A 21,417-nucleotide genomic window follows, 5' to 3' on the forward strand; every position below is an offset into this window, starting at 1 on the left:
GATGCTCGCCCGAATCAACCCCAAACCGCTCTCCGGCACCGTCCCCGCCATCGCCTCGAAGTCGATGGCGCACCGGATCATCATCGCCGCCGCCCTCGCCAACGGCGTCACGCGCGTTGCCTGCGACACCACGTGCGCGGACATCGACGCGACCATTCGGTGCCTCACCGCGCTCGGCGCCCGCATCACCCTCATCGAGGGAGGCTACGAGATCCACCCCATGCCCAAGAGCCTCGAACACGGGCTGTTGCGCGCACTCGCCGGCGGCACGCTCGATTGCGGCGAATCCGGCTCCACCCTGCGCTTCATGTTGCCCGTGGCCTGCGCGCTGGGAGCCGACGCCACGTTCGTGGGCGCAGGACGCCTGGGACAGCGCCCGTTGGCTCCGCTCTCCGACGAGCTCATGGCGGCAGGCTGCACCCTTGAAGGCATGGGGGGCTTCCCCCTACGCGAGACGGGTCGCATGCGCCCGGGTCGCTTCGAGTTACCCGGCAACGTGAGCTCCCAGTACATCTCGGGTCTGCTGCTCGCCGCACCCCTTCTTGACGGTGACACCCAGGTCGCCGTAACCGGTACGCTCGAGAGCCGTCCCTACGTCGACCTCACCATCGATGTCCTCTCTTCCTTTGGCGTCAACGTGAGCATCGAAGAGGGCGCCACGCCCGGCGGCCTTCCCCTCACGGTATTCAGCGTGGCACGCCAGGGCTACCGTACGCCCGGCGTCATCGCGGTCGAGGGAGATTGGTCGAACGCCGCATTCTGGCTGTGCGCGGGCGCGCTTGGCAAGCATTCCGTCACGGTGCGCGGCGTCTCGTCCAACTCCATTCAAGGCGATCGCGCCATTAACGCCGCCCTCATGCTCTTTGGGGCAAAGGGCCAGCGCAACGCGCGGACGGCGACCATCCGTCCGGACCGTCTGCGCGGCATCGAGCTCGACGCGCACGACATTCCCGACCTCGTCCCTGTCCTCTCGGCGGTGGCTGCCTGCGCCGAGGGCACCACGCGCCTCACCGGCTGCGCCCGCCTGGTACTCAAAGAGTCCAATCGCCTCGTCACCACCGCTGAGGAGCTTTGCAAGCTGGGTGCGGACGTTCGTGTTGAGGGAGACGGCCTGGTCATCGAGGGCAGGGAGCGCCTCGCGGGCGGACGCGTGAACAGTCATAACGACCATCGCATCGCCATGATGGCCGCCATCGCCGCCGTGCGCTGCGACGGCCCCGTCGAAATTGAGGACGCCGAGGCCGTGAACAAGAGCTATCCCGCGTTCTTCGACCACTACCGCCTGCTCGGCGGCGACGTCGAGCTCTTCGACGAGTAACGTTTGGTGCAATTGGGGACGTACCCCAATTGCACCAAAACGCGCTATTTCTAGGAGGTGCCCATGGCTTCCGTCTACGGCAACATATTGAAGCTGTCCATCTTCGGGCAATCCCACTCCCCCGCCATCGGATGTTCGCTGGACGGCATTCCCGCTGGTATCGATGTTGACTTTGAGCGACTGCAGGAGTTCCTGAACAGGCGCGCCCCTGGTCGCGATGAGACCTCGACCACGCGACACGAAGCCGACGCGCCCGAATTCATCGCGGGCGTCACCGATGGGCACACCAACGGGGCACCCATCGCGGCGATCATCCGCAATGGCAACACGCGCAGCCAGGACTACGACGAGCTACGCCGCAAGCCCCGCCCCGGCCATGCCGATTGGCCCGCCCAGGTCAAATACGGCGGGTTCCAGGACGTCGCTGGCGGAGGCCACTTCTCGGGGCGCCTGACCGCGCCGCTGTGCATCGCTGGCGGGATCGCACTGCAAGCGCTCGAGGCACGCGGGGTGCGCATAGCCGCGCACATCGCGAGCCTGGGGCCCGAGGCGATTCAGGACACTCCGCTCGATCCCATGAAGCCCAACGAGGTACAGCTCGCCGCCATCCTCGCCAACCCCCTGCCCTGCGTAAGCGCGGCCGCCGCGACAAACATGCGCGCCTGCATCATGGAGGCGAAAAACGACCTCGACAGCGTGGGCGGCATGATCGAATGTGTGGCGTACGGCGTTCCCGCGGGGCTCGGCGACCCCATGTTCGACGGCATTGAGAACCGAATCGCGCGCATCGCGTTTGGCATCCCCGCCGTCAAGGGAGTCGAGTTCGGCGTCGGCTTTGGAGCCGCCGAACTACGCGGCAGCGAGAACAACGATGCGTATCGGGTGGAGGACGGGCGCGTTTGCCCGCAGTCCAATAGCGCGGGGGGCATCCTCGGCGGCATCACCACCGGCCTGCCCGTGGTATGGCGCATGGCCCTCAAGCCCACGCCGTCCATCGGGCGACACCAACCCAGCGTCGACCTCGACCATATGGAGAATGCCGACCTTGTGGTGCGCGGGCGCCACGATCCTTGCATCGTCCCGCGCGCCGTCCCGGTGGCTGAGGCCGCCTGCGCCCTTGCCCTGTTCGACGCGCTCCTCGAGGCCGAAGGCACGTCTGCATTCACACACCAAGCACCTCGAGCTGAATAACGCTGGTGTTACATACCATTGGGCGTGCCACCTGCAACGCGCCCTTTGGCACGCCCAATGACACCCCGCAACCCCCGATTGCCAAAGGAAACACATGGATCTCGCCGAAGTTCGCACACAGATAGACGCCATCGACGCGCAAATGCTCGACCTGTTCTGCCAGCGCATGGCTCTCGCCCGCGATGTCGCGCAAAGCAAGATCCAGACGGGCAAGGCCGTCTTCGACCCCGCGCGCGAGCGCGCCAAACTCGCCCATATAGCCGCACAGGCGCCCGAAGGCCTCGAAAACCAGGCCGTCGCCCTATTCTCCCTGCTCATGAGCATGAACAAGGCCGCACAGTTGAACATCATGCATGCCTCGCGACCAGACGCGGTCTCAAAACGAGTCCGCGCATCCTTCCTGCCGCTCGAGAGCGCATTTCCCTCTCGCGTCTCCGTGTGCTGTCAAGGGGTCGAAGGGGCCTACAGCCAAATCGCCGCCAGCAGGCTGTTCTCGATTCCCGACATCAGCTTCTCCCCCACCTTCGACGGAGTGTTTCGCGCCGTTGTCTCGGGTGCATGCGAATTCGGCGTGCTGCCCATCGAGAACTCCACAGCGGGCTCCGTCAACGCCGTGTACGATTTGCTTGGCTCCTACGGATGTTCGATCGTGCGGGCGCTGCGGCTGAAAATCGACCACAACCTGCTCGCCCTCCCCGGCGTTGAGCGCGATGAGATCAAAGAGGTCATCTCCCACAATCAGGCACTTAACCAATGCGCTGGCTACCTCGAGAACCTCGGTGTGCGGACCACCGTATGCGAGAACACCGCCCGCGCTGCCGAGTTCGTCGCCTCTTCGGGCAGGCGCGACCTTGCCGCACTTTCGTCGTTGCCATGCGCCGAGCTGTACGGCCTGAACGCCATTGAGCGCAACGTCCAAGACTCCGATGCCAACTACACCAGGTTCGTCGTCATCGCGCGGGAGCCCGCCGTGTACCCAGGTGCCAACAAGACGTCCATCCAGCTCACGCTCAAAAGCGAACCTGGCGCCCTGTATCGCGTGCTGGAACGCATCTACGCCCTGAATATCGACCTCGTGAAACTTGAGAGCCGCCCCGTCCCCGGAAGTGACTTCGAGTTCACGTTCTACTTCGACCTCGCATGCCCCGCTACGAGCCCTGAATTCAGTGCACTGCTCGACGGCCTCGACGACGTCTGTAGCAGTTTCCACTATTTCGGCAGTTATCTCGAAGTACTCTGATCCCGCCGCGTGCCAAGGGGGGTGTCCCCGTTTGACACGCTCGACTCATAATCAACCACGTGCGTCCACGAAGGAGCAGCCATGAATGTCATCAAACGACCGTACGGCGTTTTGGGCCGCGTACTCGGACACAGCTACACCCCTGTCATATACCGCGAGCTCGCTGGACTTGACTACCGTAAATTCGAGCGCGAGCCCGATCAGCTGGAAGTGTTCGTACGCTCCGATGTGTGGGAGGGCTTCAACGTCACCATTCCCTACAAGAAAGAGCTCGTCTCCTATATGGATGAGCTTTCGGACATTGCGCGGCGCATGGGTAACATCAACACGGTAACGCGCCTCGCGGACGGGCGTCTTCGCGGCGACAACACCGATTACTACGGATTCAAGGTGCTCGTAGAGTCCCTCGGCCTCGATCTGGCTGGCAAAAAAGCCGTGGTGTTCGGCGGATCGGGCGGAGCCGGCTCCACCGCGATGATGGTCCTTGCCGACTTGAAGATGAACCCCGTGTCCATCGATCGCACGGGCGAGAACAGTTATGCGAATCTGGACCTCCATTCCGATGCCGCCCTCGCCGTCAACTGCACGCCCGTGGGCATGTTCCCCACATGCCCCGCCGCGCCCTGCTCCCTCGACGTGTTTCCAAAGCTTGAGGGTCTCGTCGACATCGTGTACAACCCCGCACGCACGGCCCTCATGATGGAGGCCGAACGCAGGGGAATCCCGTACGCCGGAGGACTTCTCATGCTGGTTGCCCAGGCAGCGCAGGCAGTCGAGCGCTACACGGGCGAGGTCATCGACATGGAGAGGACAGTCGACGTGACGCGCCGACTCTCCGCTACCGAGCAGAACATCTCCCTCATTGGCATGCCGGGATGCGGCAAGACACGCGTAGGCGAGCATCTCGCGAAGCTGCTCAAGCGCGAGCACGTCGACATCGACCAAGCCCTCGCCAATGAGCTCGGCATGAGCTGTGCTGAATTTATCGAGCGCAAGGGAGAAACAGCCTTCCGCATCCGTGAGACCGAGGTACTTGCTCGCATTGCCGGGCAGTCCGGACTCGTCATCTCCTGTGGCGGTGGCATTGTCACGCGTGATGAGAACTACCCTCTGCTTCATCAGAACAGCCTTATTGTCATGCTTGACCGTCCGCTCGAAGAACTTGCGACCAAGGGACGTCCCCTCACCGCCAAACACGGCATCGAGGAGCTCGCCCAGCAGCGCATGCCCATATACCGTGCATGGGCCGATCTCACCGTTAGTTCTACCGACTGCGCCGCAAACACCGCCGCCGCACTCATGTCCGCCCTCCCGCCGATGCTTTAGCATGCGGCATGAACGCTGTATCGCCGTGCCATTGGGGTCATGCCCCTTTGGCACGCATCCGCAAGCAGCGTGTGCCAAAAGGGCACGTCCCCAATGGCACGTTCCGCCATCCGTCCAAGAAGGGAATGTACCCATGAAGGCGCTCGTGATTAATGGACCGAACCTCAACATGCTCGGCATCCGCGAACCAGGCATCTATGGGTCGGACAACTACGAAACGCTCGTGCAGATTTGCCAGGACGCGGCCGATGAGCTTGGCTTTGACGGAATCGAAGTATTCCAGTCCAACCATGAGGGGGCAATCGTTGACCGTATCCAAGAGGCATACGGAAGCATCGACGGCATCGTAATCAACCCTGCTGCATACACGCACACGAGCGTAGCGATCCTCGACGCCCTCAAAGCAGTCGCCATCCCCTCGGTTGAGGTTCACATCTCCGCCGTTGAGGAGCGTGAGGACTTTCGGCAAGTATCCTATGCCGGAATGGCGTGCTTCGCGCGCGTCACAGGTGAAGGCCTTTCCGGCTATGCGCACGCACTTGAGATCCTGGCCAGTCATCTGAAGGAAAAACAGGCCAGTATCTAAGCCTCGAATTCACTTTGGGACCAAAGAGAGATGTTGCTTCGATTGTTTCACTTACAAAAATCGACAATGTGTACCATTTCGACACGGTTCAGAGAGAGAAGGCCGGATAGATCCATTCAAGTCGTACGACTTTCCCATCGACGGAGTCAAAACGACCCTTCAATTTGCGGTTTTCTCTAACAGATGTTCATTATTTTCTTCCAACTTTGGAGCAATCAAGAACAAAAAGCGAACCATGGAACCCCGCAAGGTACACATAGTCGATTATTGTAAGCACAGGCGTGACGAATCGCAAATTTTGATCCGTTCTTGTTGAGGCATTGCGCGAAACCTGAAGAGAGCCCCTGCTTATTCAGTTACGGCCGTCTACATACTGAACCACACCACACACAATATGGGCCCGGGGGTTTATCCCCGGGCCCATAGTCGCACTATGCAAATTCGACGAAATCGAACGAGTCGCTACTCAGCCTCGTGGTGACGACGCGGGGCACGGCCACCGTTGTCACCGGGACGACGCGGACGGTCGCCACGCTCGCGACGGGCGGGACGGTCAAATCCACGAGCACCGGTGTCGCGGGCACCACGGCCCGGACGGTCACCGCGCTCGCGGCGCTCGGCGCGGCCTTCGCCCTCACCGCGGCCGGATCCAGCCGGGGCCTCGGGCTTCTCAAGGCGATCCAGGGAGATCTTGCCGCGGTCGTCGATCTCGATAACCTTGACCTTGACCTCGTCTCCGACGTTCAGGACGTCCTCGACCTTCTCAACACGGCCCTGGGCAACCCGGGAGATGTGCAGCAGGCCATCCTTACCGGGCAGCAGGTTCACGAAGGCGCCGAAAGGCTGGATGGAGACAACGCGACCCGTGTACTCCTCGCCCACCTCGGGAACCTTGACGATGAGCTCGATGCGCTCGATGGCAGCGGCCACAGACTCGCCAACGCCACCGACGTACACGGTACCATCCTCGTGGATGTCGATAGAAGCGCCGGTCTCATCCTGAATGCCGCGGATGGTCTCGCCACCCTTGCCGATGACGTCGCGGATGTTGTCGGTGGGGATCGTGATGGTCTGGATCTTAGGCGCAGAAGAACGGGTATCCTCGCGCGGGCAGGGCACAACCTCGAGCATCTTGTCGAGGATGTAGGCGCGGCCCTCTTTGGCCTGCTCGAGGGCGGTACGCAGGATATCGAACGTCAGGCCGGTGGCCTTATTGTCCATCTGCAGCGCGGTGATGCCCTTCTCAGTGCCGGTGACCTTGAAGTCCATGTCGCCCAGGAAGTCCTCGAGGCCCTGGATATCGGACAGGACGACGGTCTTGCCCTCCTCCTGGATGAGGCCCATGGCAATACCGGAGACGGGGCGCTTGATCGGCACGCCGCCGTCCATGAGAGCCAGGCAGCTGCCGCAGGTGGAAGCCATCGAAGAGGAGCCGTTAGACTCCATGACCTCGGACACCACGCGGATGGCGTAGGGGAACTCGTTCTCATCGGGCAGGACCGGGATCAGGGCTCGCTCGGCCAGGTTGCCGTGGCCGATCTCGCGGCGCTTGGGCGTGCCCATGCGGCCGGTCTCGCCGGTGCAGTAGGGCGGGAAGTTGTAGTGGTGCATGTAGCGCTTGCCATCGACGGGCTCGATGGTGTCGAGGCGCTGACCCTCGTTGAGCATGCCGAGCGAGAGTACGGAGAGCACCTGGGTCTGGCCGCGCTGGAACAGGCCGGAACCGTGAACCAGGGGCAGATAGTCGCCCTTGACCATGATGGGGCGGATCTCGGCGGCGGTGCGGCCGTCGACGCGCTCACCGGTCTCGACGACCATGCGGCGCATGGCGGTCTTCTCGAGTTTCTTGAGGTTCACCGGGATCTCGCGCTCCCAAGCGACCTGCTCCTCCTCGGTGAACTCGGCCTTGATGGCCTCCTTAAGCTCGGCGACCTTATCCTGGCGAGCGAGCTTGTCGGCGTCGCGGAGAGCCGCGGCCATCTCGTCGTAGTGGGCGAAGATGCGGTCGTGGACCTCCTCGACCGGCTGGTCCAGCGGGTACTCGCGCTTCACAATCGCCCCGTTAACCTGCTCCCACTCGGCCACGAACTCGAGCTGGGCGTCGCAGAAGGCGCCGATGGCCTCCTGGCCAAACTGCATGGCGGCGAGCATGTCCTCCTCGGAGACCTCCTCGGCCCCGGCCTCGACCATGGAGATGAAGTCGCGGGTGCCCGCGAGCTCGAGGTCGAGGTCGGAGTTCTCGCGCTCCTCATAAGTGGGGTTGACGATGAACTCGCCGGTCTCCTTGTCGCGGCCGATGCGAACGCAAGCCAGCGGGCCCTCGAACGGCACACCGCCGAGCGTCATGGCAAGCGAGGCGCCCATGACGCAGATCACGTCGACGGGGTTCTTCTGGTCGGCCACGAGGGAGGTGGCGACGACCTGGACCTCGTTGCGGAAGCCGTCCGGGAAGGACGGGCGGATCGGGCGGTCGATCATGCGGGCGGTGAGGGTGGCCTTCTCGGAGGGACGTCCCTCGCGCTTGAGGTAGCCGCCCGGGATGCGACCGGCTGCGTACATCTTCTCGTTGAAGTCGACGGTCAACGGGAAGAAGTCGTAGTTCTTGCGCTCCTTGGAGACGACGACCGTGGTGAGCACGGTGGAGTCGCCCTGCTTGACCAGCGCGGCGCCGGTGGCCTGCTTGGCGAGCTCGCCGGCCTCAAGCACGTACGTCTTGCCGAACAGGTCGAAGGTCTTGCTTACGAGTGTCATTCTTGCTCCTATCCCCACGCGCCCCTTGCGCGCGGGCTTCTCAGGGTCGGCGGGACCCTCCCGCCGATCGGTTGCGGGGCGACCGGACAGCCCGTTCGCCTCATTCGGGCGCCGCATCGGCGATGCCCCGGAGCCAGATTGTGGAAACCTGCACCCCAACATGAAAAAGGGCGCCCAGCGGACGCCCCTGCATGCACGACTTACTGGATGTTGTCGCGGATACCAAGCTCGGCGATGAGCTCACGGTACTCGTTGATGTCGTTCTTCTTGATGTAGGAGAGAAGACGACGACGCTTACCGACGAGCATGAGCAGGCCGCGGCGGGTGTGGAAGTCCTTCTGGTGGGACTTCATGTGCTCGGTCAGCTCCTTGATGCGCTCGGACAGGATGGCGACCTGAACCTTGGAGTTGCCGGTGTCCTGGGCGTTCTTGCCGAACTTGGCGGTGAGCTCCGCCTTGCGCTCCTTGGAAATCGTCATGATTTCACCTTTCTTGTAACGGCCGCGGGATGCGCTCCCCATGGCCTCGATTCGCCCTCAACTGGGAAGCCGCCGGTGGAGCGGATATCCAAGTGGAGGGTACCAACAGGTCGGTATGTTACCACAGACCAGCAGCACAACGCCGCAATCGCACAACTTGCCCATGTTATGGACGGGTTAAGCGTCAAACCGCTCCAACAATGCGTCCAAGAAGGCATTGCCGTCGACATATCCTCCGGAATCGAACTCGGCCTCCGAACGACCCAGGCGGTTCATGAGGCGCTCATGGGGAGCCTCACGTTCGACATCAGAGCGGGAATTAGACGGAAGGCACTGCATCACATCGCAGATGGCGTCCCAGCGGCGCTGGGTAAGCTCGGAGTCGAAATGCGGGCTCAGGCCGAAGGGCTCGCGCAGGAGTGCCTCCAGGTATCCCCTATCCCCCAGGGCCGTGCGGGACGCGGGCAACTCGAGCTCGAAGGCCAGGCAGACGGCGCCCACGAGGCCGTCGAGCGACCCGGGGCGCTCATCGCGCGCAAGGCACCGGCGCTCGCCGAACGCTCCGAACGCCGTGTCGGAGATCTCCCCGCGCGAGAACTCGGCGGGATCGATACCCAACACCGCCCCGCAGCTCGATTGGTTGAACACACGCAGGATATCCACCTTGTCGGCGTCCCGCGTGATGGTGCAAAAGAGGCGCTCGCGAGCGCCCAGGTCCGATGGGAGCCTAAAGTCGCTGTGCAGGGCGACGGCGCGCTCGATGATGTGCGCCCATTCCGGATCGCGAGTGAAGCTTCCCATCTCGTCCTTGAGCACCTGGATCCCAAGCGCCGCATGGCTGCATGAGTCCGCGTCGCTGAACGTCCCCCATTGGCACAGCTGCTCGAACCGACCGATGTCGTGCAGCAGGCCGCACAACCATGCGAGGTCGACGTCGGCCGGGGGCAGGCCCTCCCCTCGCGCGATCTCGGCGCACAGCTTGGCAACCTCATAGGTGTGCTCGACCTTGAGCGCGATACGTTCATCCGAAACGTCGTAACGAGCGACATAAGTATTGAATGCATCTAAGCACGATTCACGCATAACATCCCCAAAACAAATAGCCGCCGGTAACGACGATGTGGTCGAGCGCGCCCAAGCCGCCGTCGGCCAGCGCTCCCTCGAATTGCCGCATAGCGTCCATTGAGGTCTCCGTTTCCGCCGAATCCTTTTCTTGGTCGAATCAGATTCCAGGACGGAGGCCGCGCTTTTTCAAAGCGCTCTTGCACCACTATTCGCTACGCGATCCGTTTCGTTAGCTCGCCAGCATCTTCTAGGTATCTCCAAGCGGTCTGCAGCCACAGTATCGACAGGAGACCTACGCAAACGCCTTTCGATCGAGCTGCTTTTTAAACGACTGAGTGAAATTCCGGCGATTGCCGAAAAACCGCTCATGGGTCTTCGATTGCCTACCAGCATCATAGTCCTCGGAAACGCGCAAAACCGTGCATACGTAGTCCGCCACTTGGAGAAGCCTGCGGGCATTAGGATCGGCGTGCCGATAGTCCGCAACGTTCTTCGCGAGCACAAAATCCAACGCATCATGCAGCGCCGCGCTGACAGCGCCCTGCCCATTGTCGTAATACACGGCGATGGCATCGAAGGCCTGGAAATACGACAGGCTATCGAAGATGAGCAGAGCGAGGTCCCGCCTCAACCTCGCTTCGAGCTCGCTCCTGTTATGGACGGTCGCGCCGTCGTACCGCAGTGCGAAAAACGAGATCGGGAGCTCTCGAACAAAGCGGGAAAATTGGGTCAGCAGGCGCTTCCTATCACCAGGGGAGACATTGGCATACCCCTCGTTGCCGTGAAGGAGGTCTTTGCCGTGAAAAGGCACGTCGGGCAGGCCTGCCCCCGACAAGCGAGACCTGTATCGAGCAATGGCGTCCTCGATGTCGGCGCTATGGTCGTGAAGGACGACGGCGACGAGATAGCGCCCCTCAGATAGGTCCTGGTTGCCGGTCTCGTCGATGTGCAGATTTAAACGCTCGGCCATGGACCCCCTATGTAAGAAAATGGCGAGGTACGGACCTCGCCAATCTGACACCTACGGAACTAACGCTCCTTCGGTGGCTTTATGGTCTCACATCCAAAGTCGTATAGCAAGACCGCCTAAGATACGAATCGGCATAAAGACGTTGTCTGTTCTCCCACTCTGCACTGCAACCCGGCATCTTTCGAATCTTAAAACTGACCGACTTTATTGGCCTAATTATCCGCATCTCCATGGAGCCGTCGGATCACGTCGGAAAAGTTGGTGTAAGCGAGGTCGATAAAGGGACGGCCGCCGTGGAGTCGCGGGCTAACTGCGCCTCGGCGAGGAAGCCCGATCCTACGCATCTCCACTTGCCGTGCCTTTATCCGCAGGGCTGTCGCAATCAATATGGCAACGATCAACGTACCATTCGTCTGAGACAATTACCTTATGGAGCATTTGAAGGTGAAGTTCGGCATAGTGGCAGAATGCTTTGCCGCACCCCACAAGAGACGCATTGTTCCTCTCGATGGGAACCGCTCCAAAATTAAACTCGACTTCACATCCCTCCCCAGGCACACCCATACCCGGCAGGATATCAGTTGAGAAGTGGACGAATCCAGATGTTGCCTTGTACACGTCTTCCACCTCTGGATCGAACTCACTTAGCAAGTATTGAAGTCTTCCGTCGGTCATATTTTTACCAGAGCGATCTTTAAGTCTGTTCACGGGCACTCCACGAAACACCTGCTTGAGAAAATCCACTTGGTCTTTCGCGACGAATAGCGCTAGCGTCCGAAGGCAAACGCCAACCTGTGCCCTGAGGAGTTGTGCGACGCAAACGAAATTCCTCGTCTTAAGCATTGGGATGAACCCGTCTATCAGTCTCATCACATACTCAGAACTGGAAGCAAGGTATAGATCCCATTGGGTAAAAACGCAGCCCATGAATGGGATCACCGCATCTCTCTCTTCGACTCTCAAACTCCTCAGAGCTATTTCTATATTCTCAGCTTCCTGTTTGAACTGTTCACTGTTCAAGACATTCCTCCAAATACGAATTCCCTCAAATCCGGTATAGGCGAGGATTCGAAAGCCGAGATCTCGTCCAACAAATATGCGCATCCAGTCGATGTGTCCGCGCTCGAAACCAATCCGACTGTTTCAGAATGATGGCACAAGTAAAAACGATGAAGATTCGGCAACATCCCAGAATTAATATCAACCATGAGAGAGCTGTTTGAAGGGCAACAATAGCAGTGGGCACCTTACAACAACGCCACGCCAGCGAGGGAGCGACCCCGCTACGGAAAAGTCACCCTCGCTCTGCTTGGATCGAGTAAAACGATACCGCCTGCGACAACGTTGCATTACTTTCCCAAAACGACCCATAATGAAGCACACCAACGGCAACAATTCCAAATGCGAAATATACCGCTGAGTTACCTTTTTAACACCCCTTTAACAACCCAATGCCACATAACCCGCAAATGGCACCTCCACCGTCTGAGCGGCAGGAACGCCACTTATCGACTCGTTAAGACTGACCGGTACGCGATGTAAGCAATGGGGCTATAAACGTTATTGAGCGGCACAGGAAGTACGGGCGGTCAACTCGATGGACGCGGGCGGTCGCAACGCTTCCTGTTATTCGGATGGGCCCAACGAGCCCCGCCGATCATCGCCGAACATGTCGTCGACTGGAAGGAGGCCCGTTGTTTTTAGCGTACGACTTGCATTGTGCAACACCCCTCCTCTCCCTCGAAAGGACATGCCATGCTGTGGAAACGAACTTGCCTCCGTGCCGTAAGCTCGGAGGCAATCATTGCTGTTTCTATCGTAACCTTTGCATCAGGAGATGCCAACACCGTCATCAACGACGTGCTCGTTCCCGTCATTGCTTACACCGCAGCAGCCCTGCTGCTTGCAAAATGCGGGGCTAAGATTGTCAGACATTTCGTCGACATTTTCGATGGCCTGACCGATCTTATCCGCGCTGCAGTGAGGACGCTGAGGACCTGGAGGCACCGCATGGATACTGCGTGTCCAGAGCCCGATGAGGCCCCCTCCCTCAATATGAGCCCCCGCCATGACAAGACCGACCCTACCGAGAGGCCCAAGCCCAAGCCTTCGTCAGTGCGAAGCATGAGGAAAAGACCCCACCCTCATCGCAAGAACAGGAAGCGCCCCCGCAGCAGTAAGAGGCAAACGCGCTAGGCTTCCAGTGCGCAAGACGCTCAAATAGCGCAACGCATCCCGCTGAGGCCGGTTCCGCAAGCCGCAGAGCGGAACCGGCCTCGAGCCCATAGATCACAAGCGGAAAATACGATATCTTGTGCTCTTTCTGCTCGATTCTCAGTGACCACGATGCTCAAAAAGCAGCGACCATTCGGACCAGTTCTCAGTGAACATCAACAACACCGATACGAAACCGGCGAATCGACCTGCACCGATGACGCGAGACACCCGGCTAGGCTGCATACCCCCCATGAACGGAGTGTGCTTGAGAGTCATCTTGGCAAGCGATACCGGGGCGACCGCCGCGCAGTAGGCAAGAACGAATATGCTAGCAAATGCTCCGATCGCCAAGACAACCGAGATCCAAAACTTAGTCTTGTGCGTGAGCTTGCTTCAATCCCCTCCTCCAAATGCGAAATATTATTGACCGGAGAGTCTCCCGTCCACCATGCGAAGCTTGACGATGGGTACCAAAAGCAAGAATAAACGTTAGCGCTCCAAGCCGCCGCGCTCGTCGGCGGCCGCCCAGAACTCGCCGGCGAAGCGGGGGTCGGACGCGGCCATGAAGGCGTTGGTGGCGATCCAGCCGGAGGGGGTACCGGTGTCGTAGCCGGACAGAGGGTCGATGACGACGGCGTACATGGCCTCGCGGTCCAGGCTGCGCGCCATGGCGTCGGTGAGCTGGATCTCGCCGCCCTTGCCGGGCTGCTGGTTGGCGAGGAGCTCCATCACGAGCGGGCTCAGCAGGTAGCGGCCGACGATGTAGAGGTTGGACGGGGCGGCCTCGGGGCTCGGCTTCTCCACCAGGCCGCCGATGCGCCACACGGCGCCGGGCTCGGTCTCCCCCGCTCCCTCGCAGCCCTCGAGGGTGCCAACGCAGTCGCCGGCGATGACGCCGCAGCGGTCGACCTGCTCGGGCGCGCAGCCGGACTCACCTCCCCTACTGCCCCTGCGCTTTGTACCTCGCCTCGGTGGCCTCCTTGGCCGGGCGCCACCAGGCCTCGTTGTCGCGGTACCAGCGAATCGTCTCGGCCAGGCCGGCGGCGAAGTCGGTGCGCGCCGGCTCCCAGCCGAGCTCGCGGCGGAGCCTGGTCGCGTCGATCGCGTAGCGGCGGTCGTGGCCCGGGCGGTCGCGCACCCAGTCGAAGTCGTCCTCCGGGCGGCCGAAGGCCCTCAGGATCTCTCGGAGCACCGTGATGTTGTCCAGCTCGCCGTCGGCGCCGATCGGGTATGTCTCGCCGACGCGGCCACGGGTGAGGATGCGCCACACGGCGGAGCTGTGGTCCTCGGTGTGGATCCAGTCGCGGACGTTGCGCCCGTCTCCGTAGAGCCTGGGGCGCACGCCGTCGATGAGGTTGGTGACCTGGCGCGGGATGAACTTCTCCACGTGCTGGTAGGGGCCGTAGTTGTTGGAGCAGTTGGAGATGGTGGCCGCAAGGCCGAAGGTGCGGGCCCAGGCGCGCACCAGCAGGTCGGAGGACGCCTTGGTGGAGCTGTAGGGCGAGCTCGGGCGGTAGGGCGTCTCCTCGGTGAAGCGCGCCGGGTCGTCCAGCGCCAGGTCGCCGTAGACCTCGTCGGTGGAGACGTGGTGGTAGCGCACGCCGTGTTTGCGGCAGGCCTCGATGAGCGTGTAGGTGCCCTCGACGTTGGTCTTGAGGAACGGGCTCGGGTCGGCGATGGAGTTGTCGTTGTGGGACTCGGCGGCGTAGTGGACCACGGCGTCGGCCCCGGACACGAGGCGGTCGACGAGCGCGGCGTCGCAGATGTCGCCCACGACGAGTTCGACGCGGTCCGAGGGCAGGCCCGCGATGTTGTCGGGGTTGCCCGCGTAGGTCAGCTTGTCGAGCACGGTGACGTGGACGCCGGGGCGCTCGCGCACGACGTGGTGGACGAAGTTGGAGCCGATGAAGCCGCAGCCGCCGGTGACGACGATGCGCTTCGGCTCGAAGGTGGTGTCGGTCAACAGATCCTCCCGGTCCGCGCTCATGCTACCGATTTGATTATCACACCGGCCCGCAGCATAATCACAGGACGCCCCGTATCTTCGTGACCCGCAGGCAGGCTGGCGCATACAAAATCATCCCTCATATCGACATGAAGGGACTCGGCGCTGTCTCATAAGACAGCCAATCCCACCCCGAGGCAAACGTCCTAATGCGCATCGATCCTCTGCTGCATTTTGGAAAGCATCTCCGGAAATCCGAGATCATCCAGCAAGTGGGCCCCCGCAGCGTTCACCTCTAAATAGTTCTTTACAAGATCCGTTACATCGTGCAGGAAGCCATAGAACTCTTCTTCCGTAAGAAAGCGTTCGAGCATCCAAATCATCTTGCTATACCCGACGTTCTTACGGGCTCCAACATGTGCGCAATATAGGCGCTCATCATGGGCGCAGAGATTGCGGAACTTAACAAGGACCTCCAGAGAGACTCGAGCTTCATCGACATCAAAATATCCGAGCAGCTTGCTTCCCTTTCTTCCAGTGCTCTCCGCGATCATCTTGCACACAGAGACCTTTTCATTGGGTTTCATCAAATTGAAGAAATGCTGAATATTGCCAAATGTCAGGGCGTTGCAGAGAACCCATATTGGAACCGATCCATGGGCGTTACGATAGTGCGAGATAAAATCCGAATCGCTCTTGTCTCTCGTCCTCTTCAGTATAGAGGTCAGGCCGCTTAATTCGTCGGCATAAGAATTATTGCTCCTGTTGTATTCGAGGTATTCCTGCTCCGAGCAATAACTCTCTTGAAGTAAATACGCATCTTGCCCCCGATGAGCAGAGGCGAACGTATATGCAATAGCGGTTCTGGCGGTCGCTTCCGCCTTAATCAGATTGCGAAAGGTCAAAGCTCGCAGAGAGCGATCAAATGTGAACAGGGCAAAGATATCATCAAATGAAGTGTTGCCTTTATAGCGGTCACTTAGGTCGTCCTTGGTCACAACCGGCTCGAGGAACGGCTCCTTGTAACCGTTGATGATTGAGTAGTAGCCTTCGCGCATCAAAGCGCAGCGCTCACCCTCGGTACGAGAAACACCGCGTCTCTCCAGGAGCTCAATTTGCTCCTCAATGGTCAGAAACGGCTTACCCACATAGCCTCCCTAGAAAAGAAAGACGACTATCCCCGTAAGGACAGCCGTCTTTCGCGGACGCGGGCCCCGTGAGGTCACCACGTCAATACCGCTGCTTAAAGCATAGCCGCAGCATGCTCAAAGTCAAGCGCTTGCCAGTCGATAGCACTTTGATTTCCAACCATGACTATTATTACACCAAAGCGATGGTCATTATTGCGAATGCTTGTCGGCCGATCGCTCCGCCTCATGCTTCAAGATGTACAAGCTTTGAGCGAGTCGATTACGTATACGGCTCATACTGATTCTACGCCAAACAAAAACCGCCAGTAAGCCAGCGCATACCATAATCGCCATAGGGAGCCCCCGCCCTTCCGAGGATGCTCCTGCCCCATTCGCCTCTAAGTTTGCAAAGAGATACCCGGTAACTAATGACAAAGCGATACCAAATAGAGTTGTGGCGTCATCGTTGGAACGACACTCACCGAGCGAAGCCAGCACTATATCCACTTTGCTCGAAAAGCTTAATCTATCTGCCTGCCCCATGCATCGAGCGTCACTTCCATAAAAGCTGTCCTGCTGAATGGACATCCTCAGTGCATTCAAGCTGTATCCTGATTTCTTCAGCACTATTTCGTAGTGGCCAACCATTCCTTGATCGTAGAAGAGATGACGCTCCTCAATCATGTTTACCTCTCATTGTAAGGGTTATCGAACAGCCAGGCGGAAATCTCACTTTGCTTGATGCTTAAAGCCATTATCAAGCATCACGGTCATTTGTAACTTGCCTTCCACTGGTCACGCTGCGGCCGCTTCCCGTCATTATTCAGCCTATCGGAGCGGATAGTAAGTCTATTCTCCTCAGGTCGCAAGCCCCTGCATCCAAAGGTCGTGGAGCGCTGCACCCCTTGAGCCGCGTTACCAGATGAAGCTACAACCCAATGGCCATCAGTCCTGAGCTGCCCCCTCCCTTCACCTGAAGTAATTCAGGGCCTGCAGCCACCCGGATAGTGCAGAGCCCTATACCAACATGCCCTCCTGTTTAGAAATCACCCCGTCATCGTCACCGATTGGTTCGCCAACAGGGCCCTATTCAAAATTGGCTCAAATTCCAGCAATCTCTCAGCTTTAATCACAAGACCCAAATTGAGCATGCCGTGAGAGTAGACACGCGGAATATCGGTCACAGTAATCACACCCTCAACGTTTCTAATCGGAACAGCATATAAGATGCCCAGCAATAGCAGCCGTGCCCCTAGAACAATTCCATTCCCCGCTCGATAGGTCCCCTCGTTAAATAGGAGGACAGGAGAGCCACTTGACCCAGGATAACAAGCAGAATCGATAAGAAACTCTTTCTTTCCGCAATAATCAGATCCGACAGGAGTGGCAGTTATACCCTTTCGCACAATTGGAAGGTTATTCGCTTCATCCCAAAGGCCATTCGGATAGCCAACCATGGTTATGTCTTCAATTGCGCTAAGGGTGCTCATCTTCTCTGCATCCGCTACGAGCGATACATTCAAGGGCGTAATGGCAAGGGGCTTGCCGGCGTCCGCAAAACCATCGACTATTTGGGCAATCGGCAGCACGCAAAGGTCGACGTCGGGGTCGGGATGCATCACCCAATGCCCCAACATTCCATTAACCTCAAGCCGTTCCTTCCTTTCCGCAATGGCACCATCATCATTCAGAACCGAAAGAAAGATGGTCATCGAATTAGCATTCTCGATGACATGCTTGTTCGTAACGATTACTGGGATGCACACGTCACCCTGCACGCAGAAATTGAAATAGAAACCGGTCCCCGTCGATGTGGCGCCGTCCGACCGTTGCGTCTCGATGCGAACGGTCATATGTAAAATGCCTTCTGCTAGTCCCATGCATACCTTCCCGTCAATTCGCGACATATTAAAGCAACCCACGCTCTATATCTGAGCGCGTTCACCCCCCCACGCGTGCCGCTATCGTCGTATTCCATATACCCGGCATCTTTAAGCACAAATCCATCTAACCAATAAAGAACGAACCCTCGGCGGCTGAAGCCATCGAGGAGGTATTGTTCCGAAAGTTGGTGTAGGGATCGGTCCTCGAGGGTGGCCGCAGACTATCTGAGGAACCGAGAATCGCTTAGAATGCCGTCAGCCCGGCGCATGCTACACCGCCTTCCTGCCGGGAATCGGGTTGTCGGCAACCACGAGCGCGATGATCCTGGCCGCGTGCTCGGCCGCAGTGCCCTCGTAGGCGCGCGGGCTCGTTGACCTTGGCGCCCTCGACGGCCCTGCCGTTCGAGTCGTCGCAAACCGGCGGCGGCCCGCCCCGTCCCCGGCCATCTCCGAGAACACGGCGCCCATCATCCCGATGGGCAACCTCCTGAAGAACCGCGGTCGCTCGAACCCCTCGGACCCGTGCCGGTCAAAGTAGCCGCGATGAATCGGGGGTCGAAAGAACCGTAGTGCAGAACCGTCCTGCGGTCGAGCTCAAACGCGTCGAAGATCCGGTCGACTTCGTCCTGCGTGAGGTGTTGCTCGCCTTCGAGGTAAGCCTTGATGATTCCATTGATCTCGGTCGTATAGACGCCCCAGTTGAGGTCGAGCGGCAGGAACAATCGTACTCCCCGCCGTCGTCCGACTTGTAAATCGAGGCCGAGAGAAGGTCGTCCTCCTTGCTCTTGAGGGCGTTCGTCTCGACATCGAGCACAACTTAGATCCCAGGCGGCGTGTCGATGGCCAGCAGCCCCATATCGTCCTCCTTACATCAGGTCTGACGGAAGCACAGAGCGGAGCTTGCCATTCTCGGCACGATAAACGCCAGGCGTCTGGATTCTGCCGCGCGTGAGGGCCATGCCAACCACGTAGGACTCGGTCAACGGGTTCTCGCCGATGAACGTCATCGGATAGGCGCGCTCGAGGTTGTAAACGAACGACGCTATCTTCGGCATCTCCTCGGCGGGGCAGTCGATCTCCGCAGTCGACTCGTCGAGCGCGTTGTAGATGGAGAGCGTCCACCCCTCATGGGGGTAGCGCTCGATGAACTCCTTGACGCGCGCGAACCCGGCATCCGACCCCGCAAGGTCGTCGCCGCGCCAAATCTTGCCGCCCATGAGCGTCGTCTCCGTATAACCTGCGACCATATCAATCTCCGTTCCGTATCGTCCTTCCAGCATTCGCCTTTTGCGCTCGCGACCGATCATGTCATGAAGCAGCGTTGACTTGGTAATTCCATCACGATTCGCCCAATTCGTGAGCTCAGTGTCCTCCGCAGCGCTCATGGTAAAAAGGACCTTCTTGCGCAAGGGTTCCTTTGGCTTGTCCTGGGTCTCGCCCTTACACGCATCTGTCGATCTCAACAGCTAAACCTCCCAAACGTAAGTTGGATATCTTTAGTATATCCGCTTTATATCCGTTTTCAACACAGATGACACGGAATCGCCCCCTGCAATGCACGACGAGCCCCAGCGTCCCTCGGCGGCGATCGAGTGAGCACCGGAGCCCAAATTCGCCGCCAGCTGTTAAGCGCCAAGGCGTTGTTTGCATCTGGATGGTGATAAATAGGGAGACCCCCGCGTACTATTGATGGTCAAGAAAACAGCAAAGGAGACCTCCCATGGAATAGCATCCTAACGCAAGACTCACCCCGAGGGGGCGCGAGACCCAGGTCTCCCGCATGGAGGCAGGCGTCCCGGTCGCCGAGTCGGCCCGGCAGATGGACGGATCGCGTGCCGAATTCTGGCGGAAGGGGACGCTTCCCTGACTGTAGAAAGCAGAAAGTGGTCAACGCCTGGAATCTTAATTGCTGAAGTCAGGATTCGCGGAAATGCGGTGCCGCATATGGACAAGATGCGCGAGATCGCTGGCAATGGCGCCCTGATGCCGAGATTCAACGACGGTATGGCGAACATGGCCTAGCTCATAAGGGTGATGACCGAGTCGCTCGTCAACGAGATCATGGACACCCGGGGAGACGAGGCGCGCGAGAGCTGCAACCGGCGCAACGGCTACCGCGAGCGCAAGCTCGTCACCAGCATCGGCACCATCGACCTCAGGGTCCCGAAGCTGCGCGCGGCAGCCACTTCCCCGAGGACCTCGTCGAGCGGTTCTCGCGTGTGGACCGCGCGGTCATCGCCGCTGTGTCCGAGATGGCGGCCGGCGGCGTGTCCACCAGGAAGGTGAAGCGCATGGCGCAGGGCGTGAACATAGACCGCATGAGCGCCAGCCAGGTGTCGAGGATACGCTCGTCGCTGGACGAATCGGTCGCCGACCTGCAGGAGCGCGACCTGTCAGACGTCATCCACCCCTACCCGGGCGCCGCGTGGCAGCGCCGCGTCGCGCACCCGATGCGCAGTGCCGCCGGCAACGCGCCGACCAGGCAGAAAAAGGGCGCCGTGCTGGGCATCCTGAAGGCCGTGTTCGCCGAGCGCGACCCCGATCTCGTGAGGAAGCTCCACCGACTCGCCACCGCCCGGATTGAGGGCTTCTGCCCCAAGGCGACCGAGGTGCTGGAAGAGGCCGAGGCCGACGCCCCGGCCCATCTGGATTTCCCCCACGAGCACCACGTCAGGCTGCGCACCGACGACGTGCAGGAGCGCGCCAACCGCGAGCTCAAGCGCCGCAGCCGCGTCGTGCAGGTCTTCCCAAGCAGAAAGGCGCTCATCAGGATGATGGGCGCCGTGTTCTCGGAGATGGACGAAGACTGGGCGGGCCCCCGCTGGTTCGGCGACGACTCGATCGGCAGGGCCGTCGAGGGCGCCAAGGTCAACGAGCCCGCGCACGCCTACGAGGGCGCTGCGGCCGAGTACGCGGCCAGGATCATTGCGCCCATGGTGGCCGACGACCCGATCCCCGGCAGGAAGGCGGCGCAGCACGCGCCAGAATGACGGCGTCCAAGGTGATTCTCGGCTACTCGTACAGCCTGCGGCCACCCTCGAGAACCGAGCCCTAAACCAACTTTCGGGGCGCTATCCGCATCGCACCAATCCGCTCGTTCTATTCTGTCCGCACACGGCACTACCCTTATGGCAGGATAAATCCGCGGTGCATCGAGTAAAACCACAGGCACGATAAAACAGCAGCACCTCAGCCTGCAACGATCGCGATGCACCCCTACAGAGCCGACGAAGAAAGGAAACGCAATGCTCGAAAACATTATCCCAGTTCTAATTAGTGGGGTATTCTCCATCATTTCAATTTTGGTAGGCAAAAG

The 21,417-nt window shown here is 59.9% G+C and carries 17 protein-coding genes and 2 pseudogenes; 8 read left to right on the forward strand and 11 right to left on the reverse strand.

Annotated elements, in window-relative coordinates:
- The first annotated feature begins 1 nt into the window (after position 1).
- The 5 genes from aroA (at position 2) to aroQ (ending at position 5,661) form a co-directional block, all read left to right on the forward strand.
- Positions 2-1,318 carry a 3-phosphoshikimate 1-carboxyvinyltransferase gene (gene aroA, locus Q5Q88_RS03565; protein WP_118653909.1) on the forward strand — a complete coding sequence of 439 codons (1,317 nt, stop codon included), beginning with the start codon at positions 2-4 and terminating at the stop codon, positions 1,316-1,318.
- Positions 1,319-1,381: 63 nt separating this feature from the next.
- The gene (gene aroC / locus Q5Q88_RS03570; RefSeq protein ID WP_302741809.1) at positions 1,382-2,509 is read left to right on the forward strand and encodes a chorismate synthase; all 1,128 of its coding nucleotides are present in this window, start codon (positions 1,382-1,384) and stop codon (positions 2,507-2,509) included.
- Between the two features lie 94 nt (positions 2,510-2,603).
- A complete protein-coding gene (locus tag Q5Q88_RS03575) occupies positions 2,604-3,749 on the forward strand; it encodes a bifunctional chorismate mutase/prephenate dehydratase (RefSeq protein WP_118653911.1) in 1,146 nt (381 codons plus the stop codon).
- An 81-nt stretch (positions 3,750-3,830) separates the two neighbouring features.
- Positions 3,831-5,075, forward strand: coding sequence for a shikimate kinase (locus Q5Q88_RS03580; RefSeq protein ID WP_294158653.1), 1,245 nt, complete (start codon positions 3,831-3,833; stop codon positions 5,073-5,075).
- Positions 5,076-5,208: 133 nt separating this feature from the next.
- Positions 5,209-5,661, forward strand: coding sequence for a type II 3-dehydroquinate dehydratase (gene aroQ / locus Q5Q88_RS03585; protein ID WP_294158655.1), 453 nt, complete (start codon positions 5,209-5,211; stop codon positions 5,659-5,661).
- 462 nt (positions 5,662-6,123) lie between these two features.
- On the opposite strand, the gene Q5Q88_RS03590 is transcribed toward aroQ, so the two are convergent.
- From Q5Q88_RS03590 to Q5Q88_RS03635, 10 genes and pseudogenes are all read right to left on the reverse strand, one after another.
- Positions 6,124-8,412, reverse strand: coding sequence for a polyribonucleotide nucleotidyltransferase (locus Q5Q88_RS03590; protein ID WP_294122050.1), 2,289 nt, complete (start codon positions 8,410-8,412; stop codon positions 6,124-6,126).
- A 200-nt stretch (positions 8,413-8,612) separates the two neighbouring features.
- A complete protein-coding gene (gene rpsO / locus Q5Q88_RS03595) occupies positions 8,613-8,891 on the reverse strand; it encodes a 30S ribosomal protein S15 (RefSeq protein ID WP_118653915.1) in 279 nt (92 codons plus the stop codon).
- A gap of 177 nt (positions 8,892-9,068) precedes the next feature.
- Entirely contained in the window at positions 9,069-9,974 is a 906-nt protein-coding gene (locus tag Q5Q88_RS03600; protein WP_118653916.1) for an HD domain-containing protein, read from the reverse strand.
- 274 nt (positions 9,975-10,248) lie between these two features.
- Complete coding sequence (locus tag Q5Q88_RS03605) at positions 10,249-10,926, reverse strand: DUF3800 domain-containing protein (protein WP_278540774.1); 678 nt, start codon at positions 10,924-10,926, stop codon at positions 10,249-10,251.
- 336 nt (positions 10,927-11,262) lie between these two features.
- Positions 11,263-11,946: a hypothetical protein gene (locus Q5Q88_RS03610; RefSeq protein WP_302741813.1), complete on the reverse strand. Its 684-nt coding sequence runs from the start codon at positions 11,944-11,946 to the stop codon at positions 11,263-11,265.
- A 1,686-nt stretch (positions 11,947-13,632) separates the two neighbouring features.
- Positions 13,633-14,067, reverse strand: a pseudogene (locus Q5Q88_RS03615) (sugar phosphate nucleotidyltransferase); the annotation flags it as partial.
- A 16-nt stretch (positions 14,068-14,083) separates the two neighbouring features.
- The gene (gene rfbB, locus Q5Q88_RS03620) at positions 14,084-15,106 is read right to left on the reverse strand and encodes a dTDP-glucose 4,6-dehydratase (RefSeq protein WP_302741815.1); all 1,023 of its coding nucleotides are present in this window, start codon (positions 15,104-15,106) and stop codon (positions 14,084-14,086) included.
- A 188-nt stretch (positions 15,107-15,294) separates the two neighbouring features.
- Positions 15,295-16,236, reverse strand: coding sequence for an Abi family protein (locus Q5Q88_RS03625; protein ID WP_281656835.1), 942 nt, complete (start codon positions 16,234-16,236; stop codon positions 15,295-15,297).
- 192 nt (positions 16,237-16,428) lie between these two features.
- The gene (locus tag Q5Q88_RS03630) at positions 16,429-16,902 is read right to left on the reverse strand and encodes a hypothetical protein (protein WP_281656836.1); all 474 of its coding nucleotides are present in this window, start codon (positions 16,900-16,902) and stop codon (positions 16,429-16,431) included.
- Between the two features lie 362 nt (positions 16,903-17,264).
- Positions 17,265-18,098, reverse strand: a complete 834-nt coding sequence (locus tag Q5Q88_RS03635; protein ID WP_302741819.1) for a serine protease — start codon at positions 18,096-18,098, stop codon at positions 17,265-17,267.
- A gap of 572 nt (positions 18,099-18,670) precedes the next feature.
- Between Q5Q88_RS03635 and Q5Q88_RS03640 the strand changes: the two genes are divergently transcribed.
- Complete coding sequence (locus tag Q5Q88_RS03640) at positions 18,671-18,853, forward strand: hypothetical protein (protein ID WP_302741821.1); 183 nt, start codon at positions 18,671-18,673, stop codon at positions 18,851-18,853.
- A 114-nt stretch (positions 18,854-18,967) separates the two neighbouring features.
- On the opposite strand, the gene Q5Q88_RS03645 is transcribed toward Q5Q88_RS03640, so the two are convergent.
- On the reverse strand, positions 18,968-19,510 hold the full coding sequence (locus Q5Q88_RS03645; protein ID WP_302741823.1) for a hypothetical protein: 543 nt from the start codon (positions 19,508-19,510) through the stop codon (positions 18,968-18,970).
- Between the two features lie 652 nt (positions 19,511-20,162).
- Here Q5Q88_RS03645 and Q5Q88_RS03650 point away from each other — a divergent pair.
- Both Q5Q88_RS03650 and Q5Q88_RS03655 read left to right on the forward strand, forming a co-directional pair.
- Positions 20,163-20,449: pseudogene (locus Q5Q88_RS03650) on the forward strand (transposase); the annotation flags it as partial.
- Positions 20,435-21,091 (forward strand): transposase, encoded by a 657-nt coding sequence (locus Q5Q88_RS03655; RefSeq protein ID WP_302741836.1) that lies wholly within the window; start codon positions 20,435-20,437, stop codon positions 21,089-21,091. The pseudogene Q5Q88_RS03650 and the gene Q5Q88_RS03655, both read left to right, overlap by 15 nt.
- Positions 21,092-21,417: the final 326 nt, after the last annotated feature.

The sequence above is a fragment of the uncultured Collinsella sp. genome, from assembly GCF_959026545.1.
Classification (GTDB): domain Bacteria; phylum Actinomycetota; class Coriobacteriia; order Coriobacteriales; family Coriobacteriaceae; genus Collinsella.